13 protein-coding genes and 2 tRNA genes are annotated in these 17,107 nt (G+C 60.0%); 11 read left to right on the top strand and 4 right to left on the bottom strand.

From position 1 onward, the window contains the following. Positions 1-5: 5 nt before the first annotated feature. The 6 genes from hflX to SNL23_RS06780 all read left to right on the top strand — a co-directional run bounded on the left by hflX (position 6) and on the right by SNL23_RS06780 (position 8,352). Positions 6-1,307 carry a ribosome rescue GTPase HflX gene (gene hflX / locus SNL23_RS06805; RefSeq protein WP_318301888.1) on the top strand — a complete coding sequence of 434 codons (1,302 nt, stop codon included), beginning with the start codon at positions 6-8 and terminating at the stop codon, positions 1,305-1,307. Between the two features lie 96 nt (positions 1,308-1,403). Continuing rightward, on the top strand, positions 1,404-2,579 hold the full coding sequence (hflK, locus tag SNL23_RS06800; RefSeq protein ID WP_076018054.1) for an FtsH protease activity modulator HflK: 1,176 nt from the start codon (positions 1,404-1,406) through the stop codon (positions 2,577-2,579). Further along, the gene (hflC, locus tag SNL23_RS06795; RefSeq protein ID WP_076018053.1) at positions 2,579-3,445 is read left to right on the top strand and encodes a protease modulator HflC; all 867 of its coding nucleotides are present in this window, start codon (positions 2,579-2,581) and stop codon (positions 3,443-3,445) included. Before hflK ends, hflC begins: the two co-directional genes overlap by 1 nt. A 301-nt stretch (positions 3,446-3,746) precedes the next feature. Next, positions 3,747-4,934, top strand: a complete 1,188-nt coding sequence (locus SNL23_RS06790) for an ATP phosphoribosyltransferase regulatory subunit (RefSeq protein WP_076018052.1) — start codon at positions 3,747-3,749, stop codon at positions 4,932-4,934. 54 nt (positions 4,935-4,988) lie between these two features. Next, positions 4,989-6,278 carry an adenylosuccinate synthase gene (locus SNL23_RS06785; RefSeq protein WP_076018051.1) on the top strand — a complete coding sequence of 430 codons (1,290 nt, stop codon included), beginning with the start codon at positions 4,989-4,991 and terminating at the stop codon, positions 6,276-6,278. A gap of 139 nt (positions 6,279-6,417) precedes the next feature. After that, positions 6,418-8,352, top strand: coding sequence for a methyl-accepting chemotaxis protein (locus SNL23_RS06780; RefSeq protein WP_026078087.1), 1,935 nt, complete (start codon positions 6,418-6,420; stop codon positions 8,350-8,352). Positions 8,353-8,460: 108 nt separating this feature from the next. Here the strand turns inward: SNL23_RS06780 and SNL23_RS06775 are convergent, their stop codons facing one another. The 4 genes from SNL23_RS06775 to SNL23_RS06760 form a co-directional block, all read right to left on the bottom strand. Further along, positions 8,461-10,026, bottom strand: a complete 1,566-nt coding sequence (locus SNL23_RS06775; protein ID WP_167664826.1) for an ABC transporter permease — start codon at positions 10,024-10,026, stop codon at positions 8,461-8,463. Then, complete coding sequence (locus SNL23_RS06770) at positions 10,026-11,051, bottom strand: extracellular solute-binding protein (RefSeq protein ID WP_318301887.1); 1,026 nt, start codon at positions 11,049-11,051, stop codon at positions 10,026-10,028. The genes SNL23_RS06775 and SNL23_RS06770 overlap by 1 nt, the downstream gene beginning before the upstream one ends. A gap of 170 nt (positions 11,052-11,221) precedes the next feature. Continuing rightward, positions 11,222-11,308, bottom strand: a tRNA-Leu gene (locus SNL23_RS06765). Positions 11,309-11,485: 177 nt separating this feature from the next. After that, positions 11,486-11,572 (bottom strand) — tRNA-Leu (locus SNL23_RS06760). A gap of 224 nt (positions 11,573-11,796) precedes the next feature. Between SNL23_RS06760 and rnr the strand changes: the two genes are divergently transcribed. From rnr to SNL23_RS06735, 5 genes are all read left to right on the top strand, one after another. Further along, positions 11,797-14,430, top strand: coding sequence for a ribonuclease R (gene rnr / locus SNL23_RS06755; protein WP_318301886.1), 2,634 nt, complete (start codon positions 11,797-11,799; stop codon positions 14,428-14,430). Continuing rightward, positions 14,427-15,182 carry a 23S rRNA (guanosine(2251)-2'-O)-methyltransferase RlmB gene (rlmB, locus tag SNL23_RS06750; protein ID WP_318301885.1) on the top strand — a complete coding sequence of 252 codons (756 nt, stop codon included), beginning with the start codon at positions 14,427-14,429 and terminating at the stop codon, positions 15,180-15,182. The genes rnr and rlmB overlap by 4 nt, the downstream gene beginning before the upstream one ends. A gap of 306 nt (positions 15,183-15,488) precedes the next feature. Further along, entirely contained in the window at positions 15,489-15,911 is a 423-nt protein-coding gene (gene rpsF, locus SNL23_RS06745; protein WP_003217491.1) for a 30S ribosomal protein S6, read from the top strand. A gap of 28 nt (positions 15,912-15,939) precedes the next feature. Further along, a complete protein-coding gene (gene rpsR, locus SNL23_RS06740) occupies positions 15,940-16,170 on the top strand; it encodes a 30S ribosomal protein S18 (protein WP_002551829.1) in 231 nt (76 codons plus the stop codon). Between the two features lie 36 nt (positions 16,171-16,206). Then, on the top strand, positions 16,207-17,094 hold the full coding sequence (locus SNL23_RS06735) for a hypothetical protein (RefSeq protein WP_076018046.1): 888 nt from the start codon (positions 16,207-16,209) through the stop codon (positions 17,092-17,094). Positions 17,095-17,107: the final 13 nt, after the last annotated feature.

Below are 17,107 nucleotides of genomic sequence, written 5' to 3'. Positions count from 1 at the left end.
CTCCTTTGTTCTTTGAGCGCCACGGTGGTGGTGAGCGAGTAATCCTCGTTCACTTGGATGGACAGGACCCTGAGGCGCGCGAAGATCCGCAGGAGTTTCAGGAGTTGGCAAATTCGGCCGGTGCCGAGACCGTCGCGTTTTTTAACGTGCCGCGTCATCGGCCAACCGCCAAATTCTTGATTGGCAGCGGTAAGGTCCAAGAGCTGCACGACTTGGTCCATGCCGAAAAGGCCGATCTGGTGATTTTCAATCACATCCTCACGCCCAGTCAGGAACGTAACCTCGAACGAGTTTTCGAGTGTCGCGTGATCGACCGCACGGGTCTGATTCTCGATATTTTCGCTCAACGCGCCCGTACCCATGAAGGCAAGCTCCAGGTAGAACTGGCCCAGCTTGACCACATGAGCACCCGGCTGGTTCGCGGCTGGACTCACCTTGAACGTCAGGGTGGCGGTATCGGCATGCGTGGTCCGGGTGAAACCCAGCTGGAAACCGACCGGCGTCTGCTGCGGGTGCGCCTGCGACAGATCAAGGGCCGCCTGGAGAAGGTGCGCAGCCAGCGCGAACAATCGCGACGTGGCCGTATGCGTGCGGATATCCCGACCGTTTCCCTGGTGGGCTATACCAACGCCGGCAAATCCACGCTCTTCAATAACGTGACGAAATCGGACGTGTACGCGGCCGACCAACTGTTTGCGACCCTCGACCCGACCTTGCGCCGTCTGGAACTGGACGACCTGGGGCCGATTGTCCTGGCCGATACCGTGGGTTTCATTCGTCACTTGCCCCACAAGCTGGTCGAGGCATTTCGGTCTACGCTCGAAGAGTCGAGCAATTCCGACCTCCTGCTGCACGTAATCGATGCGGCTGAGCCGGATCGCATGTTGCAGATTGAACAGGTCATGGTGGTGTTGGGTGAGATTGGTGCCCAGGACTTGCCCATCCTCGAGGTCTATAACAAACTCGATTTGCTTGAAGGCGTTGAGCCACAAATCCAGCGCGACGAAAACGGCAAGCCCCAGCGGGTCTGGCTGTCGGCGCGTGATGGCAGTGGCCTGGAATTGCTTGAACAAGCCATTGCCGAGCTGTTGGGCAGCGATTTGTTTGTTGGCACCTTGCGCTTGCCTCAGCGTTTTGCTCGACTGCGTGCACAGTTTTTCGAGCTGGGCGCGGTACAGAAAGAAGAACACGACGAAGAAGGTGTCAGCTTGCTGGCCGTTCGAATACCGCGCGCGGAGCTGAATCGGCTGGTCAGCCGGGAAGGTGTTGTGCCGGCGGAGTTCATCGAACAACACACTTTGCAATAAAAGCCTGAAAAAGCGGTTGTGCCGCTGTGACAGGCATTCTGTAGCATTGGTCGGCGCGCCGTGGGTGCGTCTTTGCTTTATCAGATGGAGAGCGCTATGGCTTGGAATGAGCCGGGTGGCAACTCGAATAATCAGGATCCTTGGGGTGGTAAACGCCGCAATAATGGCGACCGCAAGGGGCCACCAGATCTCGACGAGGCCTTCCGAAAGCTGCAGGAAAGCCTGAATGGGTTGTTCGGTGGTGGAAAAAAACGTGGTGGTGACGAAGGCGGTCGTACGAGCAAGGGCGGTGGTTACGGCTTGCTTGGCATCGGCCTCGTCGTGCTGGCGGCCGTTTGGCTGTACAGCGCCGTCTATGTAGTGGACGAGCAGGAGCAGGCCGTGGTGCTGCGCTTCGGCAAATACTACGAGACGGTCGGCCCCGGCCTGAACATCTACTTCCCGCCGATCGACAAGAAGTACATGGAAAACGTCACGCGTGAGCGTGCCTATACCAAGCAGGGCCAGATGCTGACCGAAGACGAGAACATCGTCGAAGTGCCGCTGACCGTGCAGTACAAGATCAGCAATCTGCAGGACTTCGTGCTGAACGTTGATCAGCCGGAAATCAGCCTGCAACAAGCGACCGAAAGTGCCCTGCGTCACGTGGTGGGTTCCACTGCAATGGACCAGGTGCTGACCGAAGGTCGTGAATTGATGGCCAGCGAGATCAAGGAGCGCCTGCAACGGTTCCTCGATACCTATCGCACCGGTATCACCGTAACCCAGGTCAACATACAGAGCGCAGCCGCACCGCGTGAAGTACAGGAAGCCTTCGATGACGTGATCCGTGCCCGTGAAGACGAGCAGCGTTCACGCAACCAGGCTGAAACCTACGCCAACGGCGTGGTGCCGGAAGCCCGTGGTCAGGCCCAGCGTATCCTTGAAGATGCCAACGGTTACCGCGACGAAGTGGTTTCCCGCGCCAAGGGTGAGGCAGATCGCTTCACCAAGCTGGTGGCCGAGTACCGCAAGGCACCGGAAGTCACCCGTGAGCGTCTGTACCTGGACACCATGCAGGAAGTGTTCACCAACACCAGCAAGGTTCTCGTGACCGGCAGCAAGGGCGGGCAGAACAATCTGCTGTACCTGCCGCTGGACAAGATGATCGAAGGTGGTCGTAGCAGCACCAGCGCACCGGCCTCCGGTTCAACGGCTGCTGCCAACGAAGCGAGCGCCCGTGCGGCCGCTGACTTGCTGCAACAGCAAACACGTACCAGGGAGAGTCGTTGATGAGCAATAAATCGCTGACCGCCCTGATTGTGGGCGTCGTCGTGGTCATCGCTGCCTGGAACTGCTTCTACATCGTGTCTCAGACCGAGCGCGCGGTGTTGCTGCAATTCGGTCGCGTGGTCCAGGCAGATGTCCAGCCGGGCCTGCATGTGAAAGTCCCCTACGTCAACCAGGTGCGCAAGTTCGACGGCCGCCTGATGACCCTGGATGCACCGACACAACGCTTCCTGACCTTGGAAAAGAAAGCTGTGATGGTTGACGCCTACGCCAAGTGGCGCGTCAAGGACGCCGAGCGCTTCTACACCGCGACCTCCGGCCTCAAGCAGATTGCTGACGAGCGTTTGTCGCGCCGTCTGGAATCGGGCCTGCGTGACCAGTTTGGTAAACGCACCCTGCACGAGGTGGTATCCGGTGAACGTGATGCGCTGATGGCTGACATCACGCGTTCGTTGAACACGATGGCGGAAAAAGAACTGGGCATCGAAGTGATCGACGTTCGGGTCAAGGCTATCGACCTTCCGAAGGAAGTGAACCGTAGCGTGTTCGAGCGTATGAGCACCGAGCGTGAGCGTGAAGCTCGTGAGCACCGCGCCAAGGGTAACGAACTGGCAGAAGGGATCCGTGCGGATGCCGATCGTCAGCGTCGCGTACTGTTGGCAGAAGCTTATCGTGAGTCTGAAGAGGCTCGTGGTGATGGTGATGCTCAAGCCGCGTCGATCTACTCCAAGGCGTATGGCCAGGACCAGGAGTTCTACGCGTTCTACCGTAGCCTGCGTGCCTACCGTGAAAGCTTCGCGAACAAAACCGACGTCATGGTGCTGGACCCAAGTAGCGATTTCTTCCGCTACCTGGAAAAGTCCAAGTAACCCACATGTAGTCTGAGAATCACTCCGTCGGGCGGCTAAAATGCCGGGCGGGGTGATCCTTTCAGAAAACGGGTGTATGATGCGGCAGCCGGGAAATTCCCGGCTTTTTTGCGTCTGCATGTTTGATTGTGGTTTTGCTCCGCAGGCGCCACAGGTTTTTCGAGGAAAGTGCCCGACGAGGCCGATTGTTGGTCGTTCGTCACGTCGCTCTTGCGCGTGGTTTATGCAGGGGCCGGGTATTTTCTGCTTCACTCAAGGCTCGCCCGAGGGCTGGCCGCCCGGATCATAGGGGAATGGCGTAATGGCAACGGTAGACCGCTGGCTGCTGCCAGATGGCATCGAAGAAGTACTGCCACCAGAAGCTGCGCGCATTGAAATCGCGCGCCGCCAGGTGTTGGATCTGTTCCAGAGCTGGGGTTACGAGTTTGTCGTGACCCCCCATATCGAGTACCTGGAATCCCTGCTGACCGGCGCGGGCCAGGACCTGGATCTGCGCACCTTCAAGGTCATCGACCCGCAATCGGGCCGGCAAATGGGTTTTCGTGCCGACATCACGCCGCAAGTCGCGCGCATTGATGCGCACACCCTGCGTCGCGAAGGGCCAAGTCGGCTGTGCTACGCCGGCAGCGTGCTGCATGCTCAACCGCGTGCCTTGTCGTCTTCCCGTAGCCCGATCCAGTTGGGCGCCGAGTTGTACGGCGATGCGAGCCCGAGCAGCGACGTGGAAGTCATCAGCCTGATGCTGGCCATGCTGCAATTGGCCGATGTGCCGGATGTGCACATGGACCTCGGGCATGTCGGCATCTACCGCGGCCTGGCCCGTGCGGCCGGTTTGTCGGGTGAAGTGGAACAACAGTTGTTCGATGCCCTGCAACGCAAGGCCATCGATGAAGTGATCGCCCTGACGGCGGGCGTGCCTGCTGACCTGGCCGGCATGCTGCGTGCGCTGGTAGACCTGTGTGGCGGCCGTGAAGTACTGACCGCCGCCCGTGATCGTCTGGCGAACGCGCCGGCTGATGTATTGGCGGCCCTGGACGACGTGGTGGCGATTGCCGAGCAGTTGTCTGCGCGCTTCCCGCAGTTGCCGCTGTACTTTGATTTGGGTGAGCTGCGCGGCTACCACTACCACACCGGTGTGGTGTTCGCGGTGTTTGTCCCGGGTGTTGGTCAAGCCATCGCCCAGGGCGGTCGTTATGACGATATCGGCGCCGACTTCGGTCGCGCCCGTCCGGCGACCGGCTTCTCCACCGATTTGAAAACCCTGGTGACCCTGGGGCGTGCTGAGGTCGTGCTGCCGTCTGGTGGCATCTGGATGCCCGACAGTACGGACGCAGCACTCTGGCAGCAGGTTTGCCAGTTGCGCAGTGAGGGTCAACGTGTGGTCCAGGCCTTGCCTGGGCAGCCATTGGCCGCCGCCCGTGAAGCGGACTGCGACCGGCAATTGATTCTGCAGAACGGGCTTTGGCAAGTATCGCCACTGGCTTCTTGAGTTTTCCTGCCGGCCGCTGCCGGCACCAAGTTTGCGCGAATGAGGACAAGTGTTATGGGTAAGAATGTCGTAGTCCTGGGCACCCAATGGGGTGATGAGGGCAAAGGCAAGATCGTTGATCTGCTGACCGAACATGCTGCCGCCGTAGTGCGCTACCAAGGTGGCCACAACGCTGGCCACACCCTGGTCATCGATGGCGAAAAAACCGTCTTGCACCTGATTCCGTCGGGTGTACTGCGCGAAGGCGTGCAGTGCCTGATCGGCAACGGCGTGGTGGTTGCACCTGACGCCCTGCTGCGCGAGATCACCAAGCTGGAAGAGAAAGGCGTACCCGTGCGCGAGCGCCTGCGTATCAGCCCTTCCTGCCCGCTGATCCTGTCCTTCCACGTTGCGCTGGATCAGGCCCGTGAAAAGGCCCGTGGCGAGCTGAAGATCGGTACTACCGGTCGCGGTATCGGCCCGGCCTACGAAGACAAGGTTGCACGTCGCGGCCTGCGTGTGGGCGACCTGCTCAACATGCCGCGCTTTGAAGACAAGCTGCGTGAACTGGTGGATTACCACAACTTCATGCTGGTGGGTTACTACAAAGAGCCGGCCATCGAGTTTGAAAAGACCCTGGCTGAGTGCAAGGAATACGCTGAGCTGCTCAAGCCGCTGATGCTGGACGTGACTGCCGAGCTGCACGACCTGCGTCGCGCTGGCAAAGACATCATGTTCGAAGGCGCCCAGGGTTCGTTGCTGGACATCGACCACGGCACCTACCCGTACGTCACCAGCTCCAACACCACCGCTGGCGGCGTTGCGACCGGTTCGGGCGTTGGTCCGATGTTCCTGGATTACATCCTCGGCATCACCAAGGCGTACACCACGCGTGTGGGTTCGGGTCCGTTCCCGACTGAACTGTTCGACGACGTTGGTGCGCACTTGGCCAAACAAGGTCACGAGTTCGGCGCAACTACTGGCCGTGCTCGTCGTTGTGGCTGGTTCGACGCCGTTATCCTGCGTCGCGCTATCGATGTGAACAGCATCTCGGGCATCTGCCTGACCAAGCTGGACGTACTCGACGGCCTGGAAACCATCAACATCTGCATCGGCTACAAAGATGCGCAAGGCAACGACGTTGCCCCAACCGACGCTGACAGCTACGTAGGCCTGCAGCCTGTGTACGAAGAAGTGCCGGGCTGGACCGAATCGACCGTGGGCGCCAAGACCCTGGAAGAACTACCAGCGAACGCTCGCGCTTACATCAAGCGCGTTGAAGAGCTGATCGGTGCGCCAATCGACATTATTTCGACGGGCCCGGACCGCAACGAGACCATCGTTCTGCGTCACCCGTTCGCTTAATAAGCTGTTGATGTAAAAAGCAAAGGGCTCCTTCGGGAGCCCTTTGTCGTTTCCGCCTTGTAAACGGCACGGCCCTTGCTATGGTTCTTTCTTTCGCGGTGCTATCAAATTAATGGCACCCGTGGTGGAGGGATTCCCAGTGTCTGCCGTTCTCTCATTGTTACAAAGCCGACTGTTGCGGCCGGTGTTCGTTACCCTAGGTATCGCTCTTTTGGTGCAAGTGCTGGTGGCTGTCGCTCTGACCCGGAGCACGGTCACGGCCCTGGAAGCCGATTTAGACAACCGGCTGGGTGTCGACAGCCAAAAGCTTTCCGGTGAACTGGCCCAGGCCGGCAAGGAAGTCACCTCGAGTCTGGACAGCCTGTCTTCCAGTACTCGTCAGCGTCTCACTGCGGGGCTTTCCACACGCCTGCAGGACGAGCAGAAGCAACTGCGTGCGACCCTGGAAAAAGACCTGAAGGACTCCGCCAACGATATGGCGCAACTGCTGGCCTCTGTGGCGCCCCGCGCCATGTGGGACAGCGACGTGCCGACGCTGTCGGAATTTGCTCGGCGTGCCCAGCGCAATCCCAATGTGTTGTTCGTGGTCTACGACGATGCCACGGGCCAGCACCTGACGCGCTACCTGAACCGGGATAACCCGATTAACGCTGCGCTGCTCGAGAAAGGGCAGGGCGAGCGTGCCCTGGATAAGGTGTTGGATGCGGCGAAAAACGATCCGGCGGTCTACTACCTCGAGGCGTCCATCAGCCCCAATGGCGTGGAAATCGGCAAGGTCATCATGGGGGTTTCGACCGCTTCGGTGGACGTTGATCTGGCGGCGCTGGATAAGCGCTTCGCCGCGCTGATTGCCAGCAGTGATCAACTGGTGGGTGACAGCCTCAAAGGTGCCGCCGCTGACAGTGCTGCCGCCATGGGCGCGCGTTTGCAGTCGGCACAAGCAACCGCGACCCAGATGACCGCCAACACCACCAATGCTGTGCAAGAGGCGGCAGGTACCTTGCGCTGGCGCATCGGCATGGGCCTGGCGGTCGTAGGCTTTGGCGTGCTGTTGCTGATTGCCGTGGTGCTCGGGCGTCGGGTGGTCAATCGCCTGAAGCTGCTGATTGCAGCGATGGACGATCTGGCGGCAGGCGAGGGCGACCTGACCAAGCGCGTGCAGATCAACAGCCGTGATGAAATCGGCGACATGGCCTCAGCGGTCAATCGCTTTGTGGATAAGTTGCAGCCCATCGTGCGTGAAGCGGGTGATGTGGCCCAGCGTACCGGCGTGGAAATCGGCGCGATGACCCTGCGTAATGCCGGTGCCGATGCCGCCGCCGGCCTGCAGCGTGATGAGGTTGCCGAAAGCCTGCGGGCGCTGTCGCAAATGGCCGACGAGGCGCAGGCGGAAAGTCACGCGATGCAGGCGGCGTTGCAGCAGGTGGTGGATATTCGCCAGGCCACTGATGAAAACTCGCGTACGTCAGCCGAAGTCGGCAGCCTGATCGAGGCGTTGGCGGGGCAGGTGCAGGCCGGGTCTAAGGTGATCGAGCGTCTGGCGCAGCAAAGCGAGCAGATTGAGGTGGTATTGACGGTGATCCACGGGATTGCCGAGCAAACCAACCTGCTGGCACTCAACGCAGCGATTGAAGCGGCGAGAGCCGGCGAGACCGGGCGCGGTTTTGCAGTGGTGGCGGACGAGGTCCGAGCCCTGGCAAGTAAAACCCAGAGTTCTACCGGTGATATCCAGGCGCACATCGTGGCCTTGCAGCAAGGCGCCCGTGAGGCGGTAGAGACCATCGGCAAGGCCGGGCGCCAGGCCAGCGAAGGTCTGTTGGTATTGCGCGATAGCGTGCGCCTGCAGCAGTCGGTGCAGGCCTCGGTGGAGCAGGTGCATGCAGCGATTGGTCTGGCGACGCGTGCGGCTGAGCATCAGGCGCAAGGCGCGCATGCGGTGCGTGGGCGGGTGGAGATCATTCATGCCCAGGCCGAGCGCGCGGCTCAGGCAGTGGTGGAGACTACCGCCAGTGGCAAGGTGCTGGATGGGTTGGCGGCGCAGTTGAAGGCGAGCCTGGGGCAGTTCCGGGCTTGATGTCGCCTGGTGCGGCCCTTTCGCGAGTAAGCCCGCTCCCACATTCGACCGAGTTCCACTTCTGGAATGCTAGTAAATGTGGGAGCGGGCTTGCTCGCGAAAGCTATTTCAGCGGCTCAGATACATCCGCGTCGTAAGCAGATACACCGGTAACCCCGACACCAGAATCAACAGCGCCGCGTACGGCGCGGCAGCCGCGAATTCCACATTCGAGGTATGCGCCCACACGGCAGTCGCCAGTGTGTTCAACCCAGTAGGGCTAAGCAGCAGCGTCGCCGTCAATTCCTTCATCGCATCCAGAAACACCAGCGCAAACGCCGCGCCCAATGCCGGAAAAATAATCGGCAGTGTCACCCGGCAAAATGCACTGAACGACGAAGCTCCCAGCGTTCTCGCGGCCTCTTCCAGCTGAGGTGCCGCCTTGTTCAGTGCCGTACGGATCGGCGCCTGGGCCAGCGGCAAAAACAGCAATGCATAAGCGATCAGCAACAACGCGGACGTCTGATACAGCGCCGGCACGTAATGCAGGGCGAAGTACACCAACGTCAGCGCAATCACCAGGCCGGGCAGCGCGTGCAGCAGGTACGGCAGGCGTTCGGCCCACAGCGCGAGTTGACCCTTGTAGCGCACCACCAGCAAGCCCACCGGCACTGCAAACAACAGGCACAGTGCTGCGCCGCCCAGCGATAGTGCCAAGGAAGAAAGCAGCGCCTCGCTGATCTCTGCAACCGGAAACGCCGCCGAACTGCCCACTGCCAGCCAGTAACCGAGCATGCCCAGTGGAATACCGCTGCCGATGATTGCCAGTAGCAGGCAATACAACTGCCCCAGCGGCGCCCATTTGCCGAGCCGAACCTGCTCGGCATGCCGCGCCGCGCCCTGGCCGGTGCGCACATGCCGGCCTTTGCCGCGTACCCGCAACTCCAGCCAGAGCAGCGTCAGGCACATCACCAGCAGCACCGCCGAGAGCATCGCCGCATTGGCGTTACTGAATTCCAGCTCGAATTGCTGATAGATCGCGGTGGTAAACGTCTGCAGGCCGATGATCGACAGCGCGCCGAATTCCACCAGCATATGCAGGGCAATCAGCAGCGCCCCGGCCAGTAGCGATGGCCACAACAGCGGCAAAGTGATGCGAAAGAACACGCCCCAGCGATTCAGGCCGAGGGTGCGGGCCGATTCTTCCAGGGATGGATCAAGATTGCGCAGGGTCGCCGCCACCGGCAGAAACACCAGCGGGTATTTGGACAGGGTCATCACCAGGATCGCCCCGCCCAGCCCCTCGAAATTGGCGCTCAACGAAACCCAGGTAAAGCTGCTGACAAACGCCGGCACTGCAAACGGCAGGCACAGGATCACTCCCCAAATACGCCGCCCCGGCAAGTTGCTGCGTTCCAGCAGCCAGGCCAGGGACAAGCCGATCACGCCGCAGGCCACGGTCACACCGACCATCAGCGCCAGGGTGTTGCGCAGCAGCCCGAACACATAAGGCCGCCACAGCAAATGCACCGCCTCGGCCCAGCCCGCTTGCCAGGCCTTGAGGCCGACATACGCCAGCGGCAACAGGCTCAGGCCTACCAGCAGCAGGACCGGCAATAACAACCAGATCGAAGGGCGTTTGCGTCTCGGCGTAAAACCCCCGCGCAAGGCGGGGGCGGGGAGCGATGGGTTCATCAGTTCAAGCCAACGTCACGTTCCAGTTCCAGGGCTTCTTCGGCGTTGCCCAGGTCGGCAGGGGTGACTTTCGGCGGTTGCAGCTCGCTGAAAGGCTTGAGGCCGCGGTTGGACTCCATGCCCTTGCGCAACGGGTATTCGGCAGAGGTGTTGGTGATCACCCGCTGGCCTTCTTCGCTGGCCATGAAGGCCAACAGTTGCTGGGCTTCCTTTGGGTGCTTGCTGGATTTCAATGCTGCTGCGGCAGACACGGTGATCAGGCCGCCGGCATCACCGTCGGTGAAGTAGTGCAGCTGCGAATCCAGGTTGGTTTTTTCTTTCTTCAGGGCGAACCAGTAGTAGTTGTTCACCAGGACGGTGGCGACTTCGCCATTTTCTACGGCTTTGAGCGCAACCATGTTGTTGCTGTAGACCTTGCCGAAGGCGCGCAGGCCGGTCAGCCACTCTTCAGCTGCTTCGCGACCGTGCAGCTTGATGATCGCCACGGCCTGTTCCTGGAAGGCGCCGCTGGTGGGTACGAAACCAACCTTGCCTTGCCATTCAGGGCCGGCGAAATCCAGCACCGATTTGGGCAGGTCTTTCTCGGCGATCAGTTTCGGGTTGAACGCCACGACGCGGGTGCGTGCGGTCACGCCCATCCAGGCGCCGTTGGCGGCCACGTATTCCTTGGGTAGAACGTCGAGGGTGCTGGCGTCGATGGTCGCCAGCAGGCCTTGCTCGCCGAGTTTATTCAGCGGCGGTGATTCTTCGGTGTAGATCACGTCGGCAGGGGAGCGGTCGCCTTCTTCGACGACCTGGCTGGCCAGCTGGTTACTGCTGCCCTTGCGCACATTGACGTGGATGCCGGTCTTGGCTTCGAAGGCCTTGGCAAGTTCATCGCCGACCTCCTTGTGTTGGCCGTTGTACAAGGTCAGTGCAACCTTGTCGGCAGAATAAGCAGCGGGCGAGAGCAGGGTCAGGCCGAGCAGAGTGATGGTCATGCCACGCAGAAGGGATGTCTTGAGACGGGTATCGCGGATCATCATCCGGGGTGTTCCTCACTTGAGTGCAACAAATCGTTGCTAGGATAAACGATAAAGTTTCTCAGGTGCGGTCATGAGGCAAATCGGCCTGGAAGTTTTCAAACCCCGGAAACGCAAAAACCCGCTTTCGCGGGTTTTTGTGAGACTCAAGGTTAAAACCTCAAGTTTGGAATTGGTGCCCAGAAGAAGACTCGAACTTCCACGACCTTGCGGTCACCAGCACCTGAAGCTGGCGTGTCTACCAATTTCACCATCTGGGCAGCGTCAGCAACGTTGCCGCTGTTGATGGAGCGAACTATACGGAGGGCTTTTTGATCTGTAAACCCCTGATTTGATTTTATAAATCAACTTTATGGTTAAAAATCAAAGGCTTGAAACGCAAAAACCCGCTTTCGCGGGTTTTTGTGAGACTCAAGGTTAAACCTCAAGTTTAGAATTGGTGCCCAGAAGAAGACTCGAACTTCCACGACCTTGCGGTCACCAGCACCTGAAGCTGGCGTGTCTACCAATTTCACCATCTGGGCAGTATCGTCAACGTTGCCGTCGTCGATGGCGCGCACTATACGGAGCACTTTTTGCGCTGTAAAGCCCCGTTATCAAAAAAGCCTGGAAAATTTCGCGGGCGGTCGCGCAAGGTGCATTTCGAGGGCTACAAAGTGCTTTTACGGGCTTGTCGACACCTGAAATTTCCCGTTTCAATACGCGTATGCCAAACTAACCCGCATATAGACAAGGTGAAAACTCTCTAATGGCCGATTGGCAGTCCCTCGATCCCGAGGCCGCTCGTGAAGCGGAAAAATATGAAAACCCTATTCCTAGCCGCGAACTGATCCTGGCGCATCTCGCCGATCGGGGTTCGCCTGCTAGCCGCGAGCAGCTGGTTGAAGAATTCGGTCTGACCACCGAAGACCAACTCGAAGCCCTGCGTCGCCGCCTGCGCGCCATGGAGCGCGATGCCCAGTTGATCTACACCCGCCGGGGCACCTACGCGCCAGTGGACAAGCTTGACCTGATCCTCGGTCGCATTGCCGGCCACCGTGACGGTTTCGGCTTCCTGATTCCGGACGACGGCAGCGACGACCTGTTCATGAGCCCGGCGCAAATGCGCCTGGTGTTCGATGGCGACCGTGCCCTGGCGCGCGTTTCCGGCCTCGACCGTCGCGGCCGCCGCGAAGGCGTGATCGTCGAAGTCGTGTCCCGTGCCCACGAGTCCATCGTTGGTCGCTACTTCGAAGAAGGCGGCATCGGTTTTGTCGTGCCGGATAATCCGAAGGTCCAGCAGGAAGTGCTGATCACCCCGGGCCGCAATGGCGCCGCAAAAGTCGGTCAGTTCGTCGAGGTGAAAATCACCCACTGGCCAACTGCGCGCTTCCAGCCACAGGGCGATATCGTTGAAGTGGTCGGCAACTACATGGCGCCGGGCATGGAAATCGATGTTGCGCTGCGCACCTACGATATCCCTCACGTCTGGCCTGAGGCTGTGCTCAAAGAAGCCGCCAAGCTCAAGCCGGAAGTTGAAGACAAAGACAAAGAGAAGCGCATCGACCTGCGTCATCTGCCGTTCGTCACCATCGACGGCGAAGATGCCCGCGACTTCGACGATGCGGTCTACTGCGAAGCCAAGCCTGGCAAGTTGCGCCTGTTCTCCGGCGGCTGGAAGTTGTTCGTCGCGATTGCCGACGTGTCCAGCTACGTGAAGATCGGTTCGGCCCTGGACAACGAAGCCCAGGTGCGCGGCAACTCGGTGTACTTCCCTGAGCGCGTAATCCCGATGCTGCCTGAGCAGCTATCCAACGGCCTGTGCTCCCTGAACCCGAAAGTCGACCGTTTGGCCATGGTGTGCGAGATGACCATCTCGAAAACCGGCGAAATGACCGATTACCAGTTCTACGAAGCAGTGATCCACTCCCAGGCCCGCCTGACCTACAACAAGGTCAGCACCATCCTGGAACAGCCGAAAACCAGCGAAGCGAAAGCTCTGCGCGGTGAGTACGGCCACGTCGTGCCGCACCTCAAGCAGCTCTATGCGCTGTACAAAGTGCTGCTGGGCGCTCGTCACGTGCGTGGCGCGATCGACTTTGAAACTCAGGAAACCCGGATTGTCTTCGGTTCCGAGCGCAAGATCGCCGCAATTACCCCGACCACTCGTAACGATGCCCACAAGCTGATCGAGGAATGCATGCTGGCGGCCAACGTGGCCACCGCAGAGTTCCTGAAAAAGCACGAGATTCCTGCGTTGTACCGGGTGCACGACGGCCCGCCGCCGGAGCGTCTGGAGAAGCTGCGCGCGTTCCTCGGTGAGCTCGGCCTGTCGCTGCACAAAGGCAAGGACGGCCCGACGCCGAAGGACTACCAGGCTCTGCTCGCAAGCATCAAGGATCGCCCGGATTACCACGTGATCCAGACCGTCATGCTGCGCTCCCTGAGCCAGGCGGTGTACAGCGCTGATAACCAGGGCCACTTCGGCCTGAATTACGAGGCGTACACCCACTTCACCTCGCCGATTCGCCGTTACCCGGACTTGCTCACGCACCGGGCGATCCGCAGCGTGATCCATTCCAAGCAGAACACCCCGCACGTCCAGCGCGCCGGTGCCATGACCATTCCGAAAGCACGGATCTATCCGTACGACGAAGCGGCCCTGGAACAGCTGGGCGAGCAGTGCTCCATGAGCGAGCGCCGCGCTGACGAAGCGACCCGCGACGTAGTGAACTGGCTCAAGTGCGAGTTCATGAAAGACCGCGTGGGCGAGTCGTTCCCGGGTGTGATTACCGCCGTGACCGGTTTTGGCCTGTTCGTCGAGTTGACCGACATCTACGTCGAGGGCCTGGTGCACGTCACCGCCTTGCCGGGTGACTACTACCACTTCGACCCTGTGCATCACCGCCTGGCGGGCGAGCGCACCGGTCGCAGCTTCCGTCTGGGCGACACCGTGGAAGTGCAGGTCATGCGCGTCGACCTCGACGAACGCAAGATCGACTTCGGTATGCCCGACAAGCCGGCCGAGCCGACTGGCCGTAAAAAACGTGGCGGCGAAACGACTGCGCCGGCCAGCAAAGGCAAAAGTGCTCCTGCGAAAGCAGCGGTCGCCGAACCTGCGCCAGCCAAGCCTGCTCGTCGTTCGTCTGCCAAGGACAAGGCCCCAGAAGCTTATCGCCCAAGCGATGCCGCGGCGAAAAACGCCGAGCTGCGCAAGAGCCGCGAGTTGAAGCAGCAGTTGCTCAACGAAGCCAAAAGCGGTGGTAAAGCGGCGTCTGGGGGAAAGTCCCGCGAGGCGGAAAAACCGTCGAGCAAGCCGAGTAAACACCGTAAAGGCCCGCCAAAAGCGGGTTCGGCCCCCGCGAAAAGCGGCGGGTCGCGCAAACCTAAGGCCAAGTCATGAGTCTGGAAAAAATCTACGGCGTGCACGCCGTAGAAGCATTGCTGCGTCACCACCCGAAACGCGTCAAGCAGGTGTGGTTGGCCGAGGGTCGCAGTGAGCCGCGCGTTCAAGCGCTGGTCGAACTGGCCAACCAAAATAAAGTCGCCATCGGCCAGGCCGAGCGTCGTGAAATGGACGTTTGGGTCGAAGGCGTTCACCAGGGTGTGGTTGCGGACGTAAGCCCGAGCCAGGTCTGGGGCGAAGCGATGCTCGACGAGCTGCTCGATCGCACCGAAGGCGCACCGCTGTTGCTGGTGCTCGACGGCGTGACCGACCCGCACAACCTCGGCGCCTGCCTGCGTTCGGCGGATGCTGCCGGTGCGCTGGCGGTGATCGTGCCCAAAGACAAGTCGGCAACCTTGACCCCTGTGGTGCGTAAAGTCGCCTGCGGTGCGGCGGAAGTGATTCCGTTGGTAGCCGTGACCAACCTGGCGCGCACCCTGGAGAAACTCCAGCAGCGCGGCCTGTGGGTCGTGGGTACGGCGGGGGAGGCCGAGGTCAGTATTTATGACCAGGACCTCACCGGCCCGACCATTTTGATCATGGGGGCTGAAGGCAAGGGCATGCGTCGCCTGACCCGTGAGCACTGCGACTACCTGGTGCACCTGCCGATGGCCGGTAGCGTCAGCAGCCTCAACGTTTCAGTCGCAACGGGCGTCTGCCTGTTCGAAGCCCGGCGCCAGCGTGGCGCCAAGGCTAAAGCCAAGAGGTAACCAAGTCTGGCGCAGGTCAAAATGTGGGAGGGGGCTTGCTCCCGAATACGGTGTATCAGCCAGTGCATTTGGTGACTGGCACGCCGCTTTCGGGAGCAAGCCCCCTCCCAAATTTGTTTTTGTGGTGTGTGGGGCTGTTCAAATAATCACCAATCACCTTGCGCCCTTTCTCCCCCTTCTCTACAATTGCGCCCCTTGCCTTCATGGCAGGCACGCATGTGCCTCCCTTCGGCAAGATCCATAAGTGTCATTCACTCCTTGTCTGACCGTTTTTGAGCGGCAGGCTACAACCCGTAAGGAGCATTCATGCGTCATTACGAAATCATCTTTTTGGTCCACCCGGATCAAAGCGAGCAAGTCGGCGGCATGGTAGAGCGTTACACCAAGCTGATCGAAGAAGACGGCGGCAAAATCCACCGTCTGGAAGATTGGGGCCGTCGTCAACTGGCCTACGCAATCAACAATGTTCACAAGGCTCACTACGTGATGCTGAACGTTGAATGCACTGGCAAGGCCCTGGCCGAGCTGGAAGACAACTTCCGCTACAACGATGCAGTGATCCGTAACCTGGTCATCCGTCGCGAAGAAGCCGTTACCGGCCAATCCGAGATGCTCAAGGCTGAAGAAAACCGCAGTGAGCGCCGTGAGCGTCGCGACCGTCCTGAGCACGAAGGCGCTGAAAGCGCTGATAGTGATGACAGCGACAACAGCGATAACGCTGACGAGTAATCCACGGACCTTTTAAGGAGCCTATCAAATGGCACGTTTCTTCCGTCGTCGTAAATTCTGCCGCTTCACCGCTGAAGACGTGAAGGAGATCGATTACAAAGATCTCAACACTCTGAAAGCCTACGTATCCGAGACCGGCAAAATTGTTCCAAGCCGCATCACCGGTACCAAAGCTCGTTATCAGCGTCAGCTGGCCACCGCTATCAAGCGCGCCCGCTTCCTGGCCCTGCTGGCCTACACCGACAGCCACGGCCGCTGAGACCGGGCAGTCGACAAGTAGTAAGGGATTGAATGCATGCGCGCCTTAGCTGAGTTCATCATGCGCGGTCGTGTGCAGGCCACTCTGGTAGTGGCTGGATGTGCAGCGTTGCCGTTGTTGTATTGGTTGGGTGCTGCTGCAGGTTGCCTTGTGCTCCTGCGGCGCGGTTTGAAGGACGCCCTTGGCGTTCTTGCCCTGGGAATGCTGCCGGCCTTGGTCTGGTGGTTGAAATTCGATGATCCACGGGTACTTCTGGTACTGCTCGGTTCATCGGCCCTTGCGTTGGTTTTACGCGCAAGTGAGTCTTGGGTCCGTACGCTGCTGGTCAGCGTGGCATTGGGGTTGGTGTATTCACTGGCGCTTGGCGCGGCTTTCCGCCCGCAAATCGAGGCGCTGGCGCAGGAGATCATAAAGATCCTGCCGCTGGCCCTCGGGGATCTCTACCAGCAGTTATCGGTAGAGGAGCGAGCGCGCTTTGCGTCAGTGGTTGCACCGATGCTTACCGGCCTGATAGCGGCACTGTTGCAGATCGTCAGCGTGCTGAGCCTGATTCTTGGGCGTTATTGGCAGGCGTTGTTGTATAACCCGGGTGGTTTTGGTCGCGAGTTTCGCAGTATCAGAATCCCCGCTGGACCAGCGATGTTGCTGCTGGCGTTCATGGTGGTCGGGCCGACTTTTGGCCTGGCGCTATTGGTGCCGTTGTGCAGCGTACCGCTGGTATTCGCCGGGCTATCCCTGATTCATGGGCTGGTGGCGCAAAAGCGACTGGGCAGATTCTGGCTGGTGGGGTTATACGTGACGCTGTTGCTGTTCATGCAGCTGATCTATCCGTTACTCGTGGTCTTGGCCATTGTCGACGGCCTGATTGATTTTCGCGGTCGTCTGGCGCCGAAAGACGCCGATAACGCGAACGGTGAAGGTTAAAAGTTAGAGGATT

The sequence above is a fragment of the Pseudomonas sp. SED1 genome (assembly GCF_034044025.1).
Classification (GTDB): domain Bacteria; phylum Pseudomonadota; class Gammaproteobacteria; order Pseudomonadales; family Pseudomonadaceae; genus Aquipseudomonas.
The sequence above is the reverse complement of the archived record's forward strand: the minus strand, read 5'-3'. Positions and strand labels throughout refer to the sequence as shown.